At 56.2% G+C, this 21600-nt stretch carries 19 protein-coding genes and 1 tRNA gene; 13 read left to right on the top strand and 7 right to left on the bottom strand.

Annotated elements, in window-relative coordinates:
- Positions 1 to 94 precede the first annotated feature (94 nt).
- The 3 genes from FD37_RS12505 to gntK form a co-directional block, all read right to left on the bottom strand.
- Positions 95 to 1426: an APC family permease gene (locus FD37_RS12505; protein WP_170206979.1), complete on the bottom strand. Its 1332-nt coding sequence runs from the start codon at positions 1424 to 1426 to the stop codon at positions 95 to 97.
- Between the two features lie 270 nt (positions 1427 to 1696).
- Positions 1697 to 3055 (bottom strand): gluconate:H+ symporter, encoded by a 1359-nt coding sequence (locus FD37_RS12500; protein WP_045808469.1) that lies wholly within the window; start codon positions 3053 to 3055, stop codon positions 1697 to 1699.
- A gap of 166 nt (positions 3056 to 3221) precedes the next feature.
- The gene (gene gntK / locus FD37_RS12495) at positions 3222 to 4784 is read right to left on the bottom strand and encodes a gluconokinase (RefSeq protein WP_045808470.1); all 1563 of its coding nucleotides are present in this window, start codon (positions 4782 to 4784) and stop codon (positions 3222 to 3224) included.
- Positions 4785 to 5082: 298 nt separating this feature from the next.
- Here gntK and FD37_RS12490 point away from each other — a divergent pair, with 298 nt between their 5' ends.
- Both FD37_RS12490 and FD37_RS12485 read left to right on the top strand, forming a co-directional pair.
- On the top strand, positions 5083 to 5952 hold the full coding sequence (locus tag FD37_RS12490; RefSeq protein ID WP_045808471.1) for a MurR/RpiR family transcriptional regulator: 870 nt from the start codon (positions 5083 to 5085) through the stop codon (positions 5950 to 5952).
- Between the two features lie 55 nt (positions 5953 to 6007).
- Entirely contained in the window at positions 6008 to 6775 is a 768-nt protein-coding gene (locus FD37_RS12485; RefSeq protein ID WP_225436320.1) for a GH25 family lysozyme, read from the top strand.
- Between the two features lie 68 nt (positions 6776 to 6843).
- Here the strand turns inward: FD37_RS12485 and FD37_RS12480 are convergent, their stop codons facing one another.
- Positions 6844 to 7221, bottom strand: a complete 378-nt coding sequence (locus FD37_RS12480) for a DUF4828 domain-containing protein (protein ID WP_045808473.1) — start codon at positions 7219 to 7221, stop codon at positions 6844 to 6846.
- Positions 7222 to 7384: 163 nt separating this feature from the next.
- Here FD37_RS12480 and FD37_RS12475 point away from each other — a divergent pair, with 163 nt between their 5' ends.
- The 6 genes from FD37_RS12475 (at position 7385) to FD37_RS12450 (ending at position 12538) form a co-directional block, all read left to right on the top strand.
- On the top strand, positions 7385 to 8389 hold the full coding sequence (locus FD37_RS12475) for a Gfo/Idh/MocA family protein (RefSeq protein ID WP_056965483.1): 1005 nt from the start codon (positions 7385 to 7387) through the stop codon (positions 8387 to 8389).
- A gap of 14 nt (positions 8390 to 8403) precedes the next feature.
- Complete coding sequence (locus tag FD37_RS12470) at positions 8404 to 9744, top strand: DEAD/DEAH box helicase (protein ID WP_056965482.1); 1341 nt, start codon at positions 8404 to 8406, stop codon at positions 9742 to 9744.
- A 55-nt stretch (positions 9745 to 9799) separates the two neighbouring features.
- Positions 9800 to 9872: transfer RNA gene (locus tag FD37_RS12465), tRNA-Arg, on the top strand.
- A gap of 299 nt (positions 9873 to 10171) precedes the next feature.
- Positions 10172 to 10375 carry a hypothetical protein gene (locus FD37_RS12460; protein ID WP_045808476.1) on the top strand — a complete coding sequence of 68 codons (204 nt, stop codon included), beginning with the start codon at positions 10172 to 10174 and terminating at the stop codon, positions 10373 to 10375.
- A 570-nt stretch (positions 10376 to 10945) separates the two neighbouring features.
- Complete coding sequence (locus FD37_RS12455; RefSeq protein ID WP_056965481.1) at positions 10946 to 11629, top strand: N-acetylmuramoyl-L-alanine amidase; 684 nt, start codon at positions 10946 to 10948, stop codon at positions 11627 to 11629.
- Positions 11630 to 11638: 9 nt separating this feature from the next.
- On the top strand, positions 11639 to 12538 hold the full coding sequence (locus tag FD37_RS12450) for a serine hydrolase (protein WP_056965480.1): 900 nt from the start codon (positions 11639 to 11641) through the stop codon (positions 12536 to 12538).
- Positions 12539 to 12605: 67 nt separating this feature from the next.
- On the opposite strand, the gene FD37_RS12445 is transcribed toward FD37_RS12450, so the two are convergent.
- Positions 12606 to 13496, bottom strand: coding sequence for a DMT family transporter (locus FD37_RS12445; protein WP_082605203.1), 891 nt, complete (start codon positions 13494 to 13496; stop codon positions 12606 to 12608).
- A gap of 284 nt (positions 13497 to 13780) precedes the next feature.
- Here FD37_RS12445 and FD37_RS12440 point away from each other — a divergent pair, with 284 nt between their 5' ends.
- Together FD37_RS12440 and FD37_RS12435 are read left to right on the top strand one after the other, a co-directional pair.
- Positions 13781 to 14233 (top strand): universal stress protein, encoded by a 453-nt coding sequence (locus tag FD37_RS12440; RefSeq protein ID WP_045808480.1) that lies wholly within the window; start codon positions 13781 to 13783, stop codon positions 14231 to 14233.
- 161 nt (positions 14234 to 14394) lie between these two features.
- Positions 14395 to 15750, top strand: coding sequence for a gluconate:H+ symporter (locus tag FD37_RS12435; RefSeq protein WP_082078129.1), 1356 nt, complete (start codon positions 14395 to 14397; stop codon positions 15748 to 15750).
- Between the two features lie 164 nt (positions 15751 to 15914).
- Here the strand turns inward: FD37_RS12435 and FD37_RS12430 are convergent, their stop codons facing one another.
- Positions 15915 to 16859: a glycosyltransferase family 2 protein gene (locus tag FD37_RS12430; protein ID WP_045808481.1), complete on the bottom strand. Its 945-nt coding sequence runs from the start codon at positions 16857 to 16859 to the stop codon at positions 15915 to 15917.
- A 387-nt stretch (positions 16860 to 17246) separates the two neighbouring features.
- On the opposite strand from FD37_RS12430, the gene wecB reads away from it, so the two are divergent.
- The 3 genes from wecB (at position 17247) to FD37_RS12415 (ending at position 20261) form a co-directional block, all read left to right on the top strand.
- Positions 17247 to 18380, top strand: a complete 1134-nt coding sequence (gene wecB / locus FD37_RS12425) for a non-hydrolyzing UDP-N-acetylglucosamine 2-epimerase (protein WP_056965479.1) — start codon at positions 17247 to 17249, stop codon at positions 18378 to 18380.
- Positions 18373 to 19227, top strand: a complete 855-nt coding sequence (locus FD37_RS12420; protein WP_056965478.1) for a nuclease-related domain-containing protein — start codon at positions 18373 to 18375, stop codon at positions 19225 to 19227. Before wecB ends, FD37_RS12420 begins: the two co-directional genes overlap by 8 nt.
- Before the next feature lie 80 nt (positions 19228 to 19307).
- Positions 19308 to 20261: a YihY/virulence factor BrkB family protein gene (locus tag FD37_RS12415; protein WP_052957266.1), complete on the top strand. Its 954-nt coding sequence runs from the start codon at positions 19308 to 19310 to the stop codon at positions 20259 to 20261.
- An 88-nt stretch (positions 20262 to 20349) separates the two neighbouring features.
- Here the strand turns inward: FD37_RS12415 and FD37_RS12410 are convergent, their stop codons facing one another.
- Positions 20350 to 20802, bottom strand: a complete 453-nt coding sequence (locus tag FD37_RS12410) for a flavodoxin (RefSeq protein ID WP_056965477.1) — start codon at positions 20800 to 20802, stop codon at positions 20350 to 20352.
- Positions 20803 to 21600 lie beyond the last annotated feature (798 nt).

Raw genomic sequence — 21600 nt, 5'->3', positions numbered from 1 at the left:
AAACATAGTAAAACCCCCTGAGTTTGGATTTACTCCAACTCAGGGGGTTCACTTTAGAATGATTTCAAGGCAGTCGGCTTTTTTGATAGCGATATTAATCAGTGGTTTTCGGGCGGTGCACCTGGTGCCAGTAGTAGACCGGCAACCCCAGCAGGGTCAGTAACAGGCCCACCACGGCCAGACCGGTCTCGGTCACCAGGGTGGTCACCAGGATGAACAGCCCCCCAATCAGGGCAATCAGCGGGATGACCGGGTAACCCGGAACCCGGTACGGCCGTACCAGGGCCGGCTCGTTCTTGCGGAGCTTGAAGACGGCAATGAAGATCAGGCAGTTAAAGACCCACATCACGAAGACCAGCATGTCGGTCAACAGGTCGAAGCTCCCCAGCAGCATCATGATGAGGGCGATGCCAAACTGGACGCTCCCGGCGAAGTAGGGCACGTAGGTCCGCCGCGACAATCGTCGGAAGTACTTGGAAAACGGCAGGCTGTCCTCTTCGGCCATGGCGAACGGCACCCGCATCCCGGTCAGCGTGTACCCGTTGATGGCCCCGTAGACCGAGATTAGGATCCCGATGGTGACCAGCTTCCCGCCAAATTGTCCGAACAGGCGCATGGCGGCGTCGGCCGCGGCGTTTTGGTTGCCGGCGATGGCCTCGATGGGCAGGGTCCGCAGAAAGACCAGGTTGATCAGCGTGTAGACCAGGGTGATGGCGGCCAAGCCAATCACGATGGCCCGGGGCAGGTCGCGTTCGGGGTGCTTCATTTCCCCGGCGATGTTCCCGATGCTGATCCAGCCGTCGTAGGCGAACATGGTCGCCAGCAGGCTGGAACAAAAGGCGCCGCCCCAGCCGATGTGGTCGCCGGTGCTGATGGGCCAGAACTGGATGGTCGTGTGGGCGGGGGCGAACAGCCCGAGCACCACGATGACCGCGATGGGAATTAACTTGAAGATGAGGGCGACCGATTGGACCCGGCCACCGACCTTAGCTCCCAGGAAGTTGAGCCCGGTGATGCTGAGACCACACAGGATGGCGATGGGCAGCTGCCAGGCGGTCGTCAGGTGGAACAGGGCCACGAATTGGACCCCGAAGATGATCGACAGCGCGGCGATGTTCGCGGGGTAGTACACCAGAATCTGGGCCCACCCCATTAAAAAGCCCACGGGTTTCCCGTAGGCGTACTCCAGGTAACGCATGGCGCCCCCGGTCTTGGGGATGGCCGCGGCCAGCTCCGCACTGGTCAGGCCGGCGCAGATGGTCAACAGGCCCCCTAAGACCCAGGCCACCAGGGTCATGTTCGCGGAGTGGTTGGCGGCCACCACGCTGGCGGTCTTGAAGAAGACCCCACCCCCGATGACGGTGCCCATGACCGTGGCCAGGGCGGTAAATGTGCCGATTTCTCGGCGTAACTCCTTTGCCAAAATCAGAATCCTCTTTTCTCTCTAAAAAATGCTGATTTGATTATTATAGCACGGAATCCGGGTGGGGTTCATCATAAATCATAAGTGGTCTGGACCAGTTGTTAAGAATGACGGGGCGCTGCTCAGCGGGAGGGGGACGACGAGTCGCGGCCAGGTGCCCACGGTTCAGCTGAGCGGAAGCAAGCGCCATTGAAACGAACCAGCGGGAGCACGTAAAAACCGAGCCCGCGACAGACGTCACGGACCCGGTTCAAGTAAGCATGAATTAAAAGATTAGTGGAAGGCCACGTTCAATAACATAACGATGGCCAACCCAACGACGGCGATGATCGATTCCAGTACGGTCCAGATTCCCAACGTTTGCTTAACCGTCAGGTCGAAGTATTCCCGGAACATCCAGAACCCGGCATCGTTCACGTGAGAAGCGGCTAAGGAACCAGCACCGATGGCCAGCACCATCAGGGCCGGGTCAACACCGGCTTGGGCCATCAGTGGGGCAACGATCCCGGCAGCGGTCAAAGCAGAGACCGTGGCGGAACCCAGGGCCACCCGCAGGACGACGGCGACCAACCAGCCCAGAACTAATGGGGACATGCTGGAGTTGATGAAGATCTTGGCAACTTCCTTACCAACACCCCCATCGATGAGGACTTGCTTGAAGGCCCCACCACCACCGATAACTAACAGCAGCATCGCGATGGACTTGATGGCGTTTTCCAACGTTTCCATGATAGCGGACGTCTTACGTTTCCGACCCCAGCCCATGGTGAACATGGCAACAATCAGTGAAATCAACATGGCCATGGCTGGGTCACCAATCAAGGCGATGATCTGATCCAGCATCGTGGCGTTCTTGGTAGGAGTGGCCCCACCGTCAACGGTCATCTTGTAGATGGTCGTGATGGCCATCAGGATAACTGGGAAGAGGGAGGTCAGAACGGACAGTCCAAAGCTAGGTGCTTCGGAAGGCTTGAACGTCTTGACTTCACCCAGGGAAGATAAGTTCCCTTTTTGAGCAAAGGCGGACGGTGCGAACTTCTGTGCCAGCTTGGTGAAGACTGGCCCGGCGATGATCGCACAAGGAATGGCAACGACTAACCCAAACAACAGGACCTTCCCGTCGTTAGCGTTCAAGACGGCGGAAATGGCAACGGGTGCCGGGTGAGGTGGCAGGAATCCGTGGGTCACTGACAGGGCAGCGGCCATGGAAATCCCTAAGTAAAGGATTGGCACATCGGCTTCCACCGCAATGGCGAAGACGATAGGAATCAGCAAGACCATTCCGACTTCGAAGAAGAGGGCAATCCCGATAATGAATGAAGCGAGCATAATGGCAATTTGCAGCCGCTTCTTCCCGAATTTGTCGATTAAGGTCGTGGCAATGACGTAAGCCCCACCGGCGTCGGCAACTAACCGACCCAGCATCGCCCCGAAACCGAAGACCAGGGAAAGTTCACCAAGTTGGCTCCCAATCCCGGCTTCGATCGTGGCCATGATTTTCGTGAGGTTCATCCCGAGCAGCATCGCCGTCAGGACGGAGGTCAAAATTAAGGAAACGAAGGTGTTCATCTTGAATTTGATGATCAGCACCAAGAGGAAGATGACCCCGATAACAAGTGCAATAAGTTCCATGTTAAGTAAGCCCTTTCATGAAATGAATTTTGAAAAGCCAGCGTGAAAACACTGGCCTCTCAATAAGTGACTACAGTATACCCGATGAAAACGGTTTTGTATAGAGAAAATTTTCAAAAAACTTAAAAATATTAGTTGGTTTTCTGAAAAGATTAACCTCTAAAGCTTATTCCTCTTTGGAAGCAGTGTTGTCCTGCTGTGGGTGCTTCCGTTGGAACTCGGCAATGTTCTTGTATTCAGATTGCAATTGCCGACTCAACCGGATGTAGATCGGAACCAACGTCCGGTAGGCTTCAAACGTATCGGGGTTCGGGTGGTGGACGTTAGCGACCCCGATGAAGTTCTTGACCGTGGCCAAGTCATCGATCAGGCCCAACGCGTACATGCCCAAAGTGGCGGCACCCAGCGCGGTTCCTTCAGGACTTTCTGGAATCGTCACGTCCTGTTCGAAGATGTCTGCCAACATTTGACGCCAGAGCGCAGAGCGGGCGAACCCACCGGTTGCTTGGATGCTCTTAGGCTTGCCAACGACTTCTTCTAAGGCCAACATGACGGTGTACAGGTTGTAGACGATCCCTTCGAGAGCCGCCCGAACCATGTGAGCCCGTGAGTGGGTCCGCGTGAGACCGAAGAACGATCCGCGGGCGTTAGCGTCCCAGATTGGGGCCCGTTCGCCACCTAAGAATGGGTGGAAGATCAGGCCATCGGAACCGGCAGGAACCTTGGAGGCGATTTCGGTCAACAGATCGTAGGAGTCGACCTTCATTTGTTCCGCCGTGATCTTTTCAGGCGCGAAAAGTTGGTCGCGGACCCAACGGAAGACGATCCCCCCGTTGTTGACGGGACCGCCGACGACCCAGTGGTCCTTCGACAAGTAGTAGCAGAAGACCCGGCCCTTAGGGTCAATCTTCGGCTTGTCCGTAACGACCCGCACGGCACCGGACGTTCCAATCGTGACGGCGACGACACCGGGATCGATGGCGTCGACCCCCAGGTTGGCCAGGGGACCGTCGGAAGCGCCCATGATGAATGGCGTGTTCGGGTCGATGCCGATGACGCCGGCGTAGTCGGCCTTCATCCCGCTGATTTGGTCAGTGGTGTCGACCAGCTTCGGCAGTTGGTCCCGGGTGATGCCGGCAACCTCTAAGGCTTGGTCGTCCCAGTCCATGTTAAAGATGTTGAATAACCCAGTCGCGTTGGCGATGGAGTAGTCTTCTTGCATGACCCCGAAGAGCTTGTAGATGACGTATTCCTTGATGCCGACGAACCAGCGAGCCTGCTTGAAGAGGTCGGGCTGGTCGTTACGCAACCAGATCAACTTGCTCAGTGGCGTCATGGGGTGAATGGGGGTCCCGGTCTTTTCGTAAAGTTGCTTGCCGACACCGTTCTCCCGTAATTCATCCGCGTACTTGACCGCCCGGTTATCAGCCCAGGTGATGGCCCGCGTCAATGGCTTGTGGTTCTCGTCCAAGAGAATCAAGCTGTGCATAGCGGCGGAGAAGGAAACCCCGTGCAATTGGCCGTCCTTTAAGTCGGCCTTCCGTAAAACGGTGGTCAACCCATCGATGATGGCGGAGAAGATCTCTTCTGGATCTTCTTCGGCCATGTCAGGCACGTCTTGGTAGAGCGGGTACAGGTTGTTCGAGTAGCCCTGCATCTTCCCCTGGGTGTCGTACAATACGGTCTTGACACTGGTCGTCCCAATGTCGACTCCAATCATGTAGTCCATTCAATTTCATCCTTTCAGCGTAACGCGTTGGTGCCGATGACCCGAAGAGCCATTGGCGAATTAAGTAACTGTGCAATGGGTGGTTAGGTGACCTAACCAGCCTATTAGGTAAACGCTATCATGATATTACCTACTCGGCTACTTGAAATCAAGCAAGACCCCTCGGTCGTCTCATGCGTAAAACCTCGTGATAAAGAGGCCCCTTAATAGCGACGGGTACTATTATATGTAAAAAAGTTTCACATTTCAAGGGGGTTGCTGTAAAATATTTACAGAAGATTTTATAATTAGAAAGGTGATGTTGGTCATCGCACGCTCAGCACTGGGAAAGCTTCGGGGAAAGTATGACAGTTTATCAACTACAGAAAAAAAGATTGCGCAGCTGGCTTTGAACAGTCCGTCGACGGTCAGCGAGATGACGATTCGGGAGCTGGCCAGCGCGGCGGGGACGTCGACGGCCTCCATCTCCCGGTTCGTTAAACGGTTGGGGTACACCAATTACCGGGAATTCAGCATGGAACTGGGCCACGTGGTGGTGACCGACGCCCAGACCGGTGGCAAGCTCTTCAAGGAACTGGCCGAAGGGGACTCGCTGGAGACCATTGCCAACAAGGTCTTCCATTCGTCGATGGCTTCGCTGACGGCGACCAACGACGCCTTGAACGAAAACGACATGGCGCGGGCCGTCATTCGGCTGATCAACGCCAAGACGGTGACCTTCTTCGGCCTCGGCGGGTCGTCGATCGCCGCACTGGACGGGTACCATAAGTTCGTCCGGACGTCGCTGAACGTGACCTACCATCCGGACTACGACATTCAACTGATGCAGGCCTCCAAGATGACCGATAAGGACTGTGCTGTGGTCATCTCCCATTCGGGGAAGAACCAGGAGACCATGCACATCGTCCGGGAACTGACCGCCAACAACGTGCCGATCATCGGGATCACCAGTTACAGCGGCTCCCCGCTGTCCCGGGCGGCCACGGTGACCTTCCTGTCTTTGACCGACGAGATCAAGTACCGTTCCGAGGGGATGTACTCGCTGATGTCGCAGTTGGCGATCCTCGACAGCCTGTTCATGATGACGGTCCTGCGGAGTTCGTCGCGGACCCAACCGATCCTGATGCACGTGCGCGACGTCATCGAACGAACTCGGGAGGAACCTTAAGGGTCAGCATGGTATAATGAAACGCAAAGAAACTTTGCGGGGAATGGTGACCAGGGTGAAACGACGGGATTATCAACCGATATATGAGAATACGTTTCGCCGGCATCGGCGCTGGCACCGCCTTGGGGTGCTGGTTATCGTCCTGCTGGTGGGCTGGCTGGGCGTTTGGGGCTGGCAACAGTGGCAGCACTACCACCAGCAACAGCTCGCCCAATTTCCGGTCCGCGGGGTCAGCATCAATCAGGACAGTGGCTACCTGGACTTTCAACAGCTGTCCAAGCACCACCAGTTCGTCTACCTGCAGGCGACGTCCGGGGCGACCTATTCCGATGACGACTTCAGCAACAACTACTCGCGCTCACAGGGGGCCAGCATGAAGGTCGGCGTCTGCCACACGTTTAGCTTCACCAGCTCGGCCGAACAGCAGTACGCGCACTTTGTGGCCATCGTGGGCAGTGAGACCGGGACGCTGCCCATCATGATCAACGTGGCCTATTACGGCCAGTACAACGGCGATAACCGGACCATGGCCACCCAGGGGCAGAAGCTCAAGCAACTGGTGACCAAGCTTCAGGACACCTACCAGCAGGGCGTGATCATCCAGGCGAAGGAGACGGTCCTGACCCAGTTCGTGCGGCCGGTCCTGCCACACCAGGCCGAGTGGGTCGTCGACGGCAAACTCCAGCACTACGCGTCACCGGTCAAACTGATCGAGTACGACGCGACCGGTCGGCTGACCCAGAGCGGGCAGTCGCAGGCGGTGGGGCTGTCGGTCTTTAACGGCACCCGCCAGCAGTGGACCACGTTTAGCCATGATAATTAATAGAAGAAACAAAAAGCTGTTCGGCCAATGAACTGGTCGAACAGCTTTTTATATAAGTCAATGAAACACTAGTCGTGATGGGGCGTTTCGAGTGCGTGCACGGTGTAGGTACAGTCGTCGGCCTCGTCAAAAAAGGAAATGGGCCGTTTTTCGTTGGCGTGAATCACGAGATGATAACCAAACTTGTCCTGAAAGGTCAATTGGTGGTCATCGAGGTGTTGCACGCTGACCTCGATGGGGCGGCCGTCGATTTCAATGTCGAGGTTGGGACTGATGGCTAACCGGTGGTGCCGCTGATTATGCGGATCCACGAACTGCCAGGTCCCCGCGTAGAAGAGCGGCGACGGACTGGCGGGTTGGGCGTGTTGTTTTTTGCGAAGTGAAAAGCCCCCGGTCAGTCCGGCAAGCAGTGAAATACCAAATAATGCAAATTCTCGACCTTTCACCGGTATCCCTCCCTTAAATGAATTGCTAGTTTCAATATAACATTTTTACCGGCAGATACCACAGCAAAGGATTAGCTTTTTTAAGAAATCGCAAGGTCTGTGCTATGCCTAACCTCACGGGACTGTTAAAATAAAGGCAACCAGAAAAATTGGAGGAATTGCCATGATTCGGATCGGAACGGTAGGGACCAATTGGATTACCCAACAGTTAGTAGAAGCATTAGCGTTGTCGCACCAGTACACGTTAGCGGCGGTGTACTCCCGGCATTCGGAGACGGCACAGGCCTTCGCCACGAAGAACCACGCGGAGACCAGCTACACGGACTACCAAGAGATGTTACAGACGGCCAACTTGGACGTGGTGTACATCGCGTCGCCCAACAGCTTGCACGTTGAACAGGCCTTAGCGGCGATTCAACAGGATATTTCGGTGATCGTCGAGAAACCCGCCGTTAGCAACTCGAACGAAATGGCGGCGGTGATGGCGGCTTTAGCCAAACACCCGAACGTGCGCTTCTTCGAGGCGGCCCGGAACGTCCACACGCCGAACTTCCTGACGTTGCAACAGGCGGTCGCCGAACTGCCGACGCTGCAGGGGGCGAGCCTGACCTACATGAAGTACTCGTCACGCTACGACCAGGTGTTGGCCGGTCAGCGGCCCAACGTGTTCACCAAGGAGTTCTCCGGGGGCGCGCTTCAGGACCTCGGGGTCTACCCCATCTACCTGGCTGTGGCCTTGTTCGGTCAACCGGCCAACGTGAGCTACTTCCCGACGCTGATTGCGACCGGTGCCGACGGCAAGGGCTTGGCCGTCCTGCGCTACGGGGACTTCGACGTGACCGTCAACTTCGGCAAGACCAGCAACTCGTACAGCTGGTCGGAAATCTACGGCCTGAAGGAGACGTTGAGCCTGGACAGTGCCGGTGAGTTGACCCAGGTCCGGCGGTACGCCGATGATGGGCAGGAGACCGACCTGACGCAACCGGCGCTGGAAAACCCGATGCTGCCCGAGGTCCAAGACTTTGCCCGCGTCCTGTTGAATCCCGAAGATCCGCAAAACATGGGCGATTACCGCCGGTGGTTACGCTGGAGCCAACAAGTTAACCAGGTCCTGTATGCCTTACGGGTCACGGCGAACTTGCGCTTCCCAGCGGACGAAAACGACTGAAAAAGAGGAAAATTATGCTAGAACAGTATCAAAAACATTTTAATGCGTTGGGCTACACCCAACCCACGGCAATCCAGGAGGCGGTCTACGGGCCGTTAGCCGGGGATCAAAACGTGTTGGGCTTAGCCCCGACCGGGTCCGGTAAGACCGTGGCCTTCACGCTGCCCGCCTTGGCGAACCTGTTGCCCGGCGACGGGATTCAGCTGCTGGTCTTGGAACCGTCTCAGGAGCTGGCCATTCAGACCAGCCGGGTGATGCGCGACTGGGCCAAGCTGTTGGATCTCAAGGTAGCGGCCCTGACGGGGGGCGCTAACGTGAAGCGCCAGACCGAGCGGCTCAAGAAGCGTCCCGAGATTGTCGTCGGGACGCCGGGCCGGTTGCTGAACCTGATTCAGGACCGCAAGCTCAAGGTGCACCTGGTGTCACTGATCATCGTGGACGAAGCCGACGACCTGTTGACGGGAGACACGCTGGAAACGGTCCGGGCCGTGGCCCAGGCCGCGCCGGCCGACGTCCAGTTGGGCTTCTTCTCGGCGACCGATACGCCGATCCTGCACGACCTGAAGCAGTGGTTCGGCCAAGAGGTCATGCGCATCGACGTGCGGGACCAGGATCAGACCCAGGGAACCGTGCGCCACGGTTTGCTAGAGGTCGGTATGGGCAAGCGGGACCAGATGCTCAAGCGGCTACTGGCCATGCCGAATTTCCGGGCGTTGGTCTTCTTCAAGCAGTCCAACACCCTGCGGCACACGGCCACCAAGTTCTACCACGACCACGTGTCGGCGGCGAGCCTGACCAGTGACCTGCGGCAGGTTCAACGGGAAAAGGCGTTGGCGGACTTCCGGCAGGGCCGGATTCGGTTGCTGCTGACGACCGACGTGGCGGCCCGGGGCTTGGATATCCCGAAGCTGCCCGCGGTCATCAACTACGACCTGCCGTCCGAAGTGAACGAGTACGTTCACCGGGCGGGTCGGACCGGCCGGATGGGCGAACCGGGCCAGGTGATCAGCCTGGGGGACGACCACGACCTGCGAGACCTGAAGAAGCTGTTACGGGACACCGACTACCAGCTGGTGCCGGTCTACTTCCAGGGGAAGCAACTGACTACGGAACGTCCGGTCGCGGCCAAGGCGACGCCGGTGACGGAACAGCCGACCACACCAGCGGCGACCACCGGTGACGGTGCGACTACCCCGAGCGCGGCTCCAGCGGCGACGCCGGAACGGAAGCCCCGGCGGCGGTCCGCCGCGCCGGCCCAACCCGCACCGACGAAGAAGAAAAAGCACAAGAATCGGCATACCAAGAACAAGGGGATGCGGAAGAAGTGGCGGGATCACGACGCCCACAACGCGTAAGCCCCTTTACAATTGAAACAATCCGTGTCAAAATTAAGTCCGGATTGTTTTTCTTGGCCCCATAGCACAACTGGATAGGGCACCCGCCTCCTAAGCGGATGATCCCGGTTCGAGTCCGGGTGGGGTCATCATGAGAACTTGGCATCGTCCATCGTCAGCGGTTAACCGTTGGGGGTGGGCGATTTTTTAGATGGTTCGAAAATCAGCTGGAGCCGCCACGTCCAGGACCCCAGCACCGTTCGGCTAATTGTTGCGGGGATGACGGGTAAACGGTGGGAAACAACCCAAAATAAGAAAGATAATGACTAAATCACGATATTTTTTCGAGGTAAAACGATTAAACGTTAACTTTTTGTCGAAAAGGGCTATGCCTGAGCGGGTCATCTATGCTATGGTCAAGTTATCTCGTAATAGGGGGAACGCGTTCATGCAAACACGGCAAAAGATTCAGTGGACCATCGACCATTTGGGGAAGGATCCCTACATTCTGGCTCGGACGACCGGCGTCCCCGTGCGGGTGATTACCGACCTGCTCTGGGGGCGGGTCACGATTGACCACCTGCGCTTCATCGATGCGGAGCGGTTGGCCGTGGCGTGTGATCAACGAGCACCTCATCCGGCAAAAATCTAAAGAGGCATGTATTCTGTTAATCGATTTTAATGAGCGGAAGCTGTCGATTGCTTCCGCTCAGCTGGGCCGTGACGACCGTGGGCACGACTTGAAGCCGCGCAAAGAAAACGTGTCTTCAAGCTCGGCCTTGTGGTAAGCCAGCTGAGAAACGCTGGCCAACCACCATTTCACGGTCACCGGCCCAGCTTCGCTCCAGCAATCTTGATGATGGCGGGGACTCACCGGTTATTCTGAATGCGTTAGTGATGACCAGTCGTCAACGTTTTGGGGTGGATGGTCGTCAAATTGAAGGACCGTGGACGTACGGTTTAGCGCCGTTCATGTGTGAAGATATCAAGGAACCATCGGAAAAGCAGCAGGGAAATTCTCAATCTTCTAAGAATTTCCTTGCTGTTTTTTTAGAATTTCGAGTAATGTCCTTAAACTTTCGGTGTTGTCGTAATGGACACCAGTTAACCACTTCTTTGGTCCCCGTGCCTTTGCTTTTCCCACTGTTCAGCGGTATTCTGATGAAGAGGCCACATCAATCAGACGCTGGCCCATTCATTTCATGAAGGAAGTGCTTAACAGATGAAGAAGTGGCAACGATGGTTACTGGTCATGGCCTTGGTGTTACCCATTGGTGGGGGGCTGCTGACCAGTGAGTCCGCACAGGCGGCCAGCACGACGGCTAAAACGGCTAAGCAAGTAAAGGTGACGAAGCAACACTATCTGTTCGTTATGGGGCACGGGGCTGGCGACGGCGGGGCCCGGGGAAACGGGACCACGGAGGCCAAGGCGCTCCGGAAATACCTGTTACCCGAGCTGAAGAAGTACGCCAAACAGGTCAAGAATAGTGACATCACCTTCTACAACCCGAAGCGTAACCTGGTCGCCGATACGCTGCAACGGCACCAGGGCTCCTACAAGATCAATCGGCACACGACCGTCATCATGTTTCACCTGGATGCGGCGGGCGGCCACGGGGGCCACGTCATCATCCATCGCAAGCATCCCACGAAGCGCGACCAGCGGCTGGCGAAGGTGATCAAGACCTACATCGGCCTGAACCCCGCGTACCGGGGCTACAGCTACCGGACCAATTTACGAAACTGCAACGTCTTACGCCGGCGGGGCATCGACTACAGCCTCGTTGAGAGTGGCTTTATTACCAACCGGCGCGATTTTCGCCACTTCAAGAAGGACCGGGCCAAGCTGGCGAAGGGCTACGTGGAGGCCATTACCCACGAAAAGCTCTCCGGTCACACCAAGTAGGTGCGGGTGATGAGAAAAGGACAACGGTGGCTCGGCGGGGTCCTGGGGGGCCTGGTACTTCTGGGGAGCTTAGTGGGGTGCACCCCGACGGCGCAGGCGACCCACGCGACCCGGCCAACGTCGGCCACCTCGACGAAATCTCCGTCCCAGAACCCCCAGCCAAAGCAGGCCGCCGCGGCGACCGCCAAAAGCCAGCGAAAACTGCGGCGCCTGATTCAACGTGACCTGCAGGGCGTCGGGGGCCGGTGGTCCGTGCGGGTGACCCGGAACGGGGCGCAACCGGTCCAAATCACGACCGGCAACCACCCCGTACGCCGGCAACGAGCGGCCAGCACCATCAAACTCTACATCATGCTGACCATCTTCCAACGGGCCCAGCGCCATCAGCTGCGACTGACGTCCGCAACCCACGACCAGCTCCGGCGAATGATCGGCAACTCCGATAACGAAGCGGCTAACCAGCTGATTGCGACGGCGGGCGGGCTGAAGGCCGTTAACCGGGTCATCCGGCAACACGGCTTCACCCAAACGACCCTGGGACGTCATCTGATGGACGTTCGGGCGCTCAAAAACGGCCATGACAATTGGACGTCCGTCCGGGACCTGACCCGTTTCTTAACGTTATTGGCCCAGCACCGGTTATTGGGCGGGTCGGCCGACCGGCAGATGTTGACGCTGATGCGGCACTGCCGCAATCATTCGAAGCTGCCATTACTGGTGAAGAACGTCACAGTCTACAATAAGACCGGCGAGTACCCGGATTTAGGTGTACAGAACGATGCGGCCCTTTTTCGGACGGCAACGGGGCGGTGGCTGACCGTGGTGGTCTTGAGCCAAGGTGGTCGTTCCCAGCGGCAGTACCCCGCCATGAACCGGCTGGGACGGGACGTGGTTCAGACCCTTCATTAAATAGGAAACAAAAAATACCTGACCAGCTTCCCGAGGTGCTAAAGGAAAAGTGGTCAGGTGTTTTTTTCTAAGTGAAGTTAGGTGCAAGGCCTAGTCGTGATGCCAGCGAATTGCGGCGCCCATCCCCAGAAAAATCAGGAGGGTCCCGCCGCCGAACGCCCAGGAAGAACCACCCCAGGAGCGCCCCCACGACGGGTTGGCACAGGAAAAACAGGCCGGCCAACGAGCTATTGAGCAGGCGCAGCCCCTGGTTCCAGAGAACGAAGGCCAGGGCGGTCGAGATGGCCCCTAGATAAAAGATGCTTAGGCCTAGTGAGGGGGTGGCCCAGTGAATGGCCGTGAGAAGCCGTCCCTGACCGATCACGATGGGGGTCAGGGCGACCACGGCGACCACGGCCGCCAACCAGGTGACCTGGATGACGTCGTATTGCGGGGCGACTAACCGTACCAGAACCGACATCAGCGCCCAGGTCAGTCCCGCCACGAAGAGCAGGAGTGCGCCCAATAAGACGTGGCGCCCCGAGAATTGGGTGCCGACGATGAGGACCACCCCGCCGGTCGCGAGGAGTAGGCTGATGAGGTCGCCTCCCTGGGGCCGTTCGTGGAGCAGGGGCCAACTAAAGAGCACCATGAAGGCGGGCGTGGCCGTGGTGATGACCGACCCCAGTTGAGCCGAGGCCAGCCAGGTCCCCGTCTCTTGGGTCACGATGGACAGGGTGTCGCCAATCAGGCCAATCAACACAATTAGCCCCAGGTTACGCCGGTCCCAGTGCCAGGTGATCGGGTGGATGCGGGTATAACCGAACAGGACGATGACGGCAACCAGGTACCGACACCAGACCAGCTGGACGGGTGGCAAGGTGGTCACGACGCTCTTGACGACAACGAACATGCCGCCCCAGATGCTGGCAGCCAGACTTAACAGGAACGCACCGAGTAACTTCTGTTTCTTTTGCATAGTTTATAGAATCCTCCGCTAAAGTGATTAAGAATCAACGATTCAGCGGAATAAGCCTCCGCTGATTAGCGGTTGGCTGGTACGTCGCATTCGAACAAGGGTGCTAAGAACATGAGACTCCCTCCTTTGGTGAACGAGGAACCAGTATAGCACAGCAACTTAATTAAGGGGAACCATACTTTAAAGTTTAAACGACCAAATAATTCGTGGTTAACCGCGATTTTTGGCCAAAATCCTGTATAATGAAGACGGTTACTTAAAACATCTCGAGGAGGTTGGATGATATGGAACAAGAAGCATCAATGGATCCGAAAAAGTTCAAGCGTATCTTAGTCGGGGTGGACGATTCCCCCGACGCCCAATTGGCCTTCCGGTATGCCATGAACCGGGCCAAATCAGATGGGGCCGAATTGGTGATCTGCTCGGTCTTGGAGTCCGAACAGATGAACATCTACGAAGCCTTGAGTAAGGATTTCGTGCACGGTCAACGGGACGACCTGTACAATCACCTGCAACAGTACAAGAAGTTGGCGGAACGAGTAGGTGTGGCCAACGTACGGGTCGCCATCGCGGAAGGGGACCCGGGTGAGACCATCGTTAAGTCGGTTATCCCGGCTATCAAACCAGATTTACTGGTCGTTGGTTCGCTGTCGAAGACGGGGGTTCGGAAGTATTTTGGGAGCCAGGCGGCCTATATGGCAAAATATTCTCCAATCTCGGTAATGATTGTACGGTAACGTTTTCACGGGGTTTTCATAATTTATTTGAAAATTATATTCAGGTAAACGCTTGAATCCCGAAAAAAAGTTTCATACAATGGTTCTTATGCGAAGTGATTGAATCCAACTACGGCAGGTTGGATTTATCAGAATCGAGCATAAGAAAAGAGAGAGATATAATGCAGTTCGTGATTTTGTTATTGGGTATTTTACTTCTGCTCTTCTTGATTATTCGAGTGAAGTTAAACACCTTTGTTTCCTTAATCGCCACATCCATTTTAGTCGCGCTGGGTCTCGGGATGAATCCCGCAAGTATCGCCGACTCCATTAAAAATGGGATCGGTAGTTCCATGGGCGAGCTGATTATCGTCTTCGGATTCGGTGCGATGATCGGGCGGTTAGTTTCTGACGCCGGAGGGTCTTACCGGATTGCGCGGACGTTGATCAACGTCTTTGGGAAGAAGCGGTTGCAGGTCGCCATTGTGATTGCCTCCTTCCTGATTGGGATTTCCCTGCTGTTTGAAGTGGGGCTGGTCCTGGTCACGCCAATCGTCTTCGCGGTTGCGCTGGAGGCCGACGTGCCATTCCTCTACCTGGGGATTTCCATGGCCGCCGCGCTGTCCGCGACGCAAGGGTTCTTACCCCCACAACCGTCACCGACGGCCGTTGCCACGGCCTTAGGGGCCAACGTTGGGGAGATGCTCCTGATCGGGGTCATCGTAGCGATTCCGTGTGTGATCGTCGCGGGGCCAATCTGGACGCGGGTCATTCGCCGGTTCAACCCGGACTTGTTCGTGGTCAAGAAGTCCTTACCCGCCTTTGGTGAGGTCAAGGAGTTTGACCTGGATGAAACGCCAACCTTTGGCTTATCCGTCTTGACGTCCCTGTTCCCAGTGGTCTTCATGGCCCTGGCCACCGTTTATCAGATGGTCGCGAACGGGGGAACCGCGCCGAAGAATCCGCACGGGTTAGACGCCGTAATCACGATGGTGGGGAACCCCGTTATCGCCATGGTGATTGCCTTGCTGTTTGCCATCTGGTCCATGGGGATTCACCGGGGCCGTTCGATGAAGCAGATCAGCGGGACGCTGGAAGACGCCATCAAGTCGATTGCCATGTTACTGATGGTCATCGCCGGTGGGTCCGCCTTCAAGCAAGTGCTGATCGACGGTGGGGTCGGTAAGGCCGTGCAGGACTTAATGATGCACTCCAAGTTCTCACCGATTCTGTTGGCTTGGTTGATCACGGTCATCTTGCGGATCTCACTGGGGTCTGCCACGGTTTCCGGGATGACGGCGGCCGGTTTGATCACGCCGTTGATGCACACCTTAGGCGCCGATCCCGTTATGATTGCGCTGGCCATTGGGGCCGGTTCTCTTGCGGCTTCGCACGTGAACGATGCCGGTTTCTGGATGTTCTCCGAATACTTTGACCTGAGTGTCAAGGACACCTTCAAGGTGTGGACAACGTTGGAAACGGTCATCTCGATCGTGGGTCTGCTGATGGTGCTGCTGATGAACGCCATTTTCCACTAAACAACGCATTAACGAGACGCAATCACGTGAGGTGGTTGCGTTTTTTTGTATGGGACGTAAAAGAGAGCGAAACCAGCTGTCTTTTGGCGCACGTTTCGCCACCAACTATTCGGAGACACTAAAAGAGCCTGAGACTTTTGTCCCAGGCTCTTGATAGTCCATGGTTATTTTTCTTCACGAATAATGTACTTCGGCCGGTGCTTGGTTTCCAGGTAGATCTTGTTGATGTACTGCCCCAAAATGCCCAGGCAGAACAGCTGGATACCGCCGATCAACAGCATGATGACCACCAGAGATGGCCAGCCGGCGACCGACGACCCGCCCACGGTCAGGGCCCGGACAATCACGAAGACCAGGCCGATCAGCGACAGGAAAAACGAGATGCTGCCGACCCAGGTCGCGATGCGTAAAGGCACGTTCGAGAAGTCGATGATGCCCTCGATGGAGTAGGAAAAGAGCTGCCCCAGACTCCAGTGGGTGGTACCCGCGGCCCGCGGTTGACTCTCGTAGGTCAGGTAGGTGGTCTTGAAGCCGACCCAGCTGAAGATACCCTTGGAGAACCGGTTGAACTCCGGCAGGGACAGCACGGTGTCCACGAATTGCCGGTTCATCAGCCGGTAATCCCGGGCATTGGGCTTGATCTGAACGTCAGAAATCTTATTGATGACCCGGTAAAAACTGGATGAGAGGAAGGCCCGCAGCTTGCTTTGGCCCCGGCGTTCCTTCTGAATCGTGCCCACGCAGTCGTACTCGCCACTGTCCACCAGTTGAAACATCTTGGGCAGTAACTCCGGTGGGTCTTGCAAGTCGACGTCCATCACCGCTACATAATCCCCGGTAGCGGCCTCCAATCCGGCGGCTAGACCGGACTCCTTGCCAAAATTGCGGGAGAACGACCGGTAGTGCACGGTCGTCGGATGCGCTTGGTTCAGCTGCTTCATCTCCGCAAGGGTGTTATCCGATGAGCCATCGTCCACAAAAATATACTCCGGCGTGACGGTGGGTGTCGGCGTGTTCATTGAGTCGATCACCTTGCTAACGGCTTGGAAAAACAGTGGAATTGACTCCTCCTCGTTATAACAAGGAACGACTAAGCTAATCTTTTTCATGTATAGACATTCCTTTCACACAACACTGTTAAGTTTACAGCAAATATTTGGGAATAACCATAACAGTTCCCTTACAGTCGTGCGTCTAATTGACGGCGACTAGCGGGAAACGAGTGGTCACGGCCGGCCTCCGATGATTTCCGGTGTGACGGGCTTCCCTGGTTGTGTTTTGTCCCCAACGCCATTTTAGAATAATCATTCACCGAGGCCACTGTCAATAGGTTTCGATTGATGATTAAACAAACGTTACTTTGCTTAAAATTTTGGCGCGCGGCACCGATCCGTGAGAGCGGTCACAGCTTTTGCGCGGAAAGTCGGGTTAATGGCCCACGGCGTCAGCGCATCTGCTATAATTGACGGTAACAAATATGGTAACGGAGGGAAAACATGACGAAACCCATTAAAGTAATGACCGTGTTTGGCACACGGCCCGAGGCCATCAAGATGGCGCCGATTATTCTGGCGATGCAGCAGCGGCCCGCCGACTTCACGCCGGTAACCGTGGTCACGGCTCAACACCGCGAGATGCTCGACCAGGTCCTCGAAATCTTCAAGATCACGCCCGACTACGATCTGAACATTATGCGGCCCAACCAGACGCTGAGTGGCATCACCACCCGGGTCCTGGAGCATTTAGACCAGGTCCTAGATGAAGTTCACCCCGACATCGTGCTGGTTCACGGGGACACCACGACCACCTTTGCGGCCAGCGTGAGCGCCTTTTATCACCGGACGCTGCTGGGCCACGTGGAGGCTGGGCTGCGGACCTGGCAGAAGTACTCGCCGTATCCCGAGGAGATGAACCGGCAGCTGACCGATATCTTGAGTGACCTGTACTTCGCGCCGACCGACCTGTCCCGGCAGAACCTACTTAAGCAGGCCCATCCCGACCAGGACATCTACGTGACCGGGAACACGGCCATCGACGCGCTGAAGCAGACGGTCGATGCCAACTACCACCACGCGGTTCTGGACCAGGTCCAACCCGGTCACCGGCTGATCTTATTGACGATGCACCGGCGGGAGAACCAGGGTGCGCCGATGCACGCGGTCCTGCACGCGATTCGGCAGGAAGTGGACGCCCATCCCGACGTGGAGGTCATCTATCCGGTCCACCTGAGCCCGGCCGTCCAAAGCGTGGCCCACGCGGAACTCGACGGCAACGACCGAATCCACCTGATCGACCCGTTAGACGTGGTCGATTTCCATAATCTGGCGGCCCGCAGCTACCTGATCATGACCGATTCCGGCGGCGTTCAGGAAGAGGCCCCGTCGCTGAACAAGCCGGTGCTGGTCTTACGGGACACCACGGAACGGCCGGAAGGGGTCACCAGTGGGACCCTGAAGCTGGTCGGCACGGATCCGAAGCGTGTCACGGCGGCCCTCGAAGAGCTGCTGACGGACCAGGCGGCCTACCAACGAATGGCGGACGCCAAGAACCCGTACGGGGATGGCCACGCCGCGGACCGTATTTTGCAAGCGATTCAAGAAAAAATCAATGGAGGCAATCTCAATGGCTGAAACGGCATATGATCGGGCCGAGATTAAAACGACCGAACAATTGTCAGAAATCATGCGGGATATTCACCAGGCTGCCGCGAAAAAACACGAGCGGTTCGACTATAAGATTTTACGGAACGTGCACTTTGCCAACAAGGTCAAGAATCCCGTAACCCAAGAAATGAACGACGGGGACTCCTGGCGGGTGATGCAGATCGATAACCTGCTGGTGACCTCGTTTGGGGTCATCAACGTCGAAAGCAAGTACTGGCGGGGGATGATCTTCCATGACCTGTCGGACGAGATTTTCTCGTCCAGCCTGGCGGACTTCTCGGCGGTCAACCTGTCGAGTGGCAAGGCCAAGGAACCCGTCAAGGCGTTGACCAACCAACTGGATAAGTTCTTCTTGCCGAACCTGTCGGAAGAAAACGAATCCCTGACCCAGGGGTACACCATGAGTCTGGAGCAGGAGGGCCGAGATAAACGGTCGGTGACCCTGCACACGGGGATCAGCAACCCGGCGACCCAGTCGGAGCTGTCCTCTAAGTTGCTGGTGCGTTACATCAACAGTGAAATCACGATGCACAAGCAACTGGAAAACAAGAACGACCGAATCATCGACTTCGTGAAGCCGCTGGTCTATTACAACTATTATGACCGCTACGACCGCAAGAATTCGCTGGTCGTGGGGAACAAGACCAAGTTGAACCCGCACGACGCTTACAACTGCACGGCCGTCGCCAACTATCAAGACTTGGCGACGTTCATCGAGGCCTTCCGCCAGGCCAAGCGGGTCCGCTTCAGCCGGCAGACGCTGCAGAAGATGATTGGCACCCTGAAGTTCGCCGAGGACTACGGCTCGTTTTAAGGACAGCGCATTAAAAGAAATCAAAAAATTACGTCAACTCTGCGGAGATTAAGACTGAACGAAAGGAGCTGGGAGCATCCGTGACCCCTCAATTAAGGCGACTTGGCCAGCAGGTGAAGCGTATCGTCACGACTATCATGCGGCACTATAAAATGGCCAACGTCTCGGATTCCGCGGTCGTGCTGGCTTACTATATCTTGCTCTCCTTGTTCCCGGCACTGCTGGTGGTGGGGAGTCTCCTACCGTATCTGCAGGTGGATACCGACACGGTCCTGACCGGGCTGGAACCCATCGTGCCCAGCAGTATCTATCAGATGCTCAAGCCCATCATCCATTCATTCCTCAACGGGCAAAGTGGCGGAATCCTCTCGATCGGGGTCGTCGTGGCCCTCTGGTCGTCTTCCCGGGCCGTGGCGGCCTTTCAACGGACGGTGAATCGCGCCTACGGGGTCGCCCGGAATCAAAACGCGCTGGTCAACCGGATCACCGCCTTCTTCTGGATGGTCGGCCTGATCATCGTGATGTTCCTGATGATGTTGGTCTTTAGTTTTAGTCAGGTGATCATCGAGCAATTAACGCCGATCCTGCACCTGCCCACGCAGTTACTGACCTACGTCAACACTTTGAAATGGCCGGTCACGTTCGTGGTGACCTTCCTGATCCTGATGATCCTGTTCTTCTTCGTGCCCAACGCGCGGCTGCGGTGGCGGTTCGTCTGGCCGGGGGCGCTAACGTCGACTATCGGTTGGTTACTGCTCTCGCAAGCCTTCTCGCTGTATCTGAAATACTTTGCCCACAACATCGACAGTTATAAAACCATCGGAACCTTTATCGTGTTGATGTTCTGGCTCGACTTTACCGGGATGATCTTGATGTTCGGGGCGGTTTTAAACGCCGCGATTCAGGAATTGGTCGACGGTCCGGCCGAGGAGCAGTCGGGGATTCCCCGCATCTTACGGTACCGGGGACGGCGTAAAGCGACCGCGCAAAAGCCAGCTGCTAAAGAGGAATCTGGCCCTAAAGACGGTGAGTGATCCAGAATCCTGACAACTAAAAACGAGTCCGGAAAGGTGACTTTCCGAACTCGTTTTGTGGCCCCTGGGGCAATTTTGATGGGGAATCCTATGCGTTTTGCGCGGTCGTTACCAGCTGGCTGGCGAAGGCGTCGAGCGCCTGAATCGCGTCCTGGTCAGGTTCGAGGTTGATCTTGACGCTGGGCGCGCCCAGCGTGGCTTTTGCCTGAGCAAAGGCGGCTGCAAACTTGTCCACCGAGGTGTTATAATATTCGCCGTAAAAAGTGTCGCCGGACCCCGCAACGCCGCTGACGTGTCCCGTGAGGTCGAGGGCCTGCAAGTCCTCGTAGAAGTCGAGGCCTTCTTCGGGCAACGACCCTTCATCGTAGGTGTACGGGCAGACCACGCAGATATCGGCGTGGGTGAACTCGGTGGCGTCGGTCTGGGAGATCTCGGTCTCGGTGACCTGACACCCGAGGTCCTCTAATTTTTCGGTGACGATATCGGCAACGTCTTCGTTGTTGCCGGTGATGGTGGCAAAAACGACGTGAGCAGTCAGCATGGCGGTTCCTCCTTGGAATGGTAATGATTGCCATTCATTATACCAGCCTGGAGGAGTCGTGACTAGGAACGGTTCCGGGACGGAATGCTGTGTCGCGCGAAAAGGTAATGGATTAACTAATATTAGGTCGCCAGCAGACCTTTGACCGCAGAACCTGCTAAAATAGGGCATGGAATCTCGGGTGTCTCTGTTTCAGGATACTGGATAGAAATGGACAGTCAATCCTATTTAGAGACGCTTCCTGTTCGTTAAAATCAGTGGGAGCTGGCGATTGCTTCCGCTCAGCTGGGCCGTGACGACCATGGGCACGACTTCGAGCCCCGAAAATCACGGGTCTCGAAGCTCGACCTTGTGGTAAGCCAGCTAAGAAACGCTGGCCAACCACAATTTCACGGTCTGGGCCCATCTGAGCTCCAGCAATCTTGATGGTAGCGGTCATTTCACTATTTCGGTTTAACTGCTACCGTAGTGAAGTCGTGTCGGTATTTTTCTCAGTGTTTGGCACAAAGAGTGTGTTCTGACAGGATGAGTCCATGACATCTTCGCTTTTCGATTGGCTAACACGATGCGTATTTAGACGATTCAAAATCGCTTCTGAAGGGGCTGTGTTCTGAAAGCCTGTTAAAGGATGGCGGTTTGAAACGAGGCGGACGCTAACGTGATAGATTTCGTCAGTGCCAGCTGGAGGGCCCGTCAAAAATGGGCTCAGGGGTGAAATTTGTCTTAGTCGGTGTTTCTCAGCCGACTTAGACAAAGGACGGTCCGCAAGACCTGTTTTGGGGGCTTTCAGCCGTGTCC

The organism is Levilactobacillus spicheri DSM 15429 (genome assembly GCF_001435095.1).
Lineage (GTDB): Bacteria > Bacillota > Bacilli > Lactobacillales > Lactobacillaceae > Levilactobacillus > Levilactobacillus spicheri.
Note: the sequence above shows the minus strand (reverse complement) of the source record. Positions and strands in the feature narration are given on the sequence as shown.

Bases quoted from the DNA above. Each gene is read 5' to 3' on its own strand.
- wecB (WP_056965479.1), top strand. From the start codon at position 17,247: ATGACGAAACCCATTAAAGTAATGACCGTGTTTGGCACACGGCCCGAG.
- FD37_RS12430 (WP_045808481.1), bottom strand. From the start codon at position 16,859: ATGAAAAAGATTAGCTTAGTCGTTCCTTGTTATAACGAGGAGGAGTCA.
- FD37_RS12420 (WP_056965478.1), top strand. From the start codon at position 18,373: ATGGCTGAAACGGCATATGATCGGGCCGAGATTAAAACGACCGAACAA.
- FD37_RS12440 (WP_045808480.1), top strand. From the start codon at position 13,781: ATGGAACAAGAAGCATCAATGGATCCGAAAAAGTTCAAGCGTATCTTA.
- FD37_RS12500 (WP_045808469.1), bottom strand. From the start codon at position 3,055: ATGGAACTTATTGCACTTGTTATCGGGGTCATCTTCCTCTTGGTGCTG.
- FD37_RS12445 (WP_082605203.1), bottom strand. From the start codon at position 13,496: ATGCAAAAGAAACAGAAGTTACTCGGTGCGTTCCTGTTAAGTCTGGCT.
- FD37_RS12435 (WP_082078129.1), top strand. From the start codon at position 14,395: ATGCAGTTCGTGATTTTGTTATTGGGTATTTTACTTCTGCTCTTCTTG.
- FD37_RS12410 (WP_056965477.1), bottom strand. From the start codon at position 20,802: ATGCTGACTGCTCACGTCGTTTTTGCCACCATCACCGGCAACAACGAA.
- FD37_RS12455 (WP_056965481.1), top strand. From the start codon at position 10,946: ATGAAGAAGTGGCAACGATGGTTACTGGTCATGGCCTTGGTGTTACCC.
- FD37_RS12490 (WP_045808471.1), top strand. From the start codon at position 5,083: ATGTTGGTCATCGCACGCTCAGCACTGGGAAAGCTTCGGGGAAAGTAT.
- FD37_RS12450 (WP_056965480.1), top strand. From the start codon at position 11,639: ATGAGAAAAGGACAACGGTGGCTCGGCGGGGTCCTGGGGGGCCTGGTA.
- FD37_RS12460 (WP_045808476.1), top strand. From the start codon at position 10,172: ATGCAAACACGGCAAAAGATTCAGTGGACCATCGACCATTTGGGGAAG.
- FD37_RS12470 (WP_056965482.1), top strand. From the start codon at position 8,404: ATGCTAGAACAGTATCAAAAACATTTTAATGCGTTGGGCTACACCCAA.
- gntK (WP_045808470.1), bottom strand. From the start codon at position 4,784: ATGGACTACATGATTGGAGTCGACATTGGGACGACCAGTGTCAAGACC.
- FD37_RS12475 (WP_056965483.1), top strand. From the start codon at position 7,385: ATGATTCGGATCGGAACGGTAGGGACCAATTGGATTACCCAACAGTTA.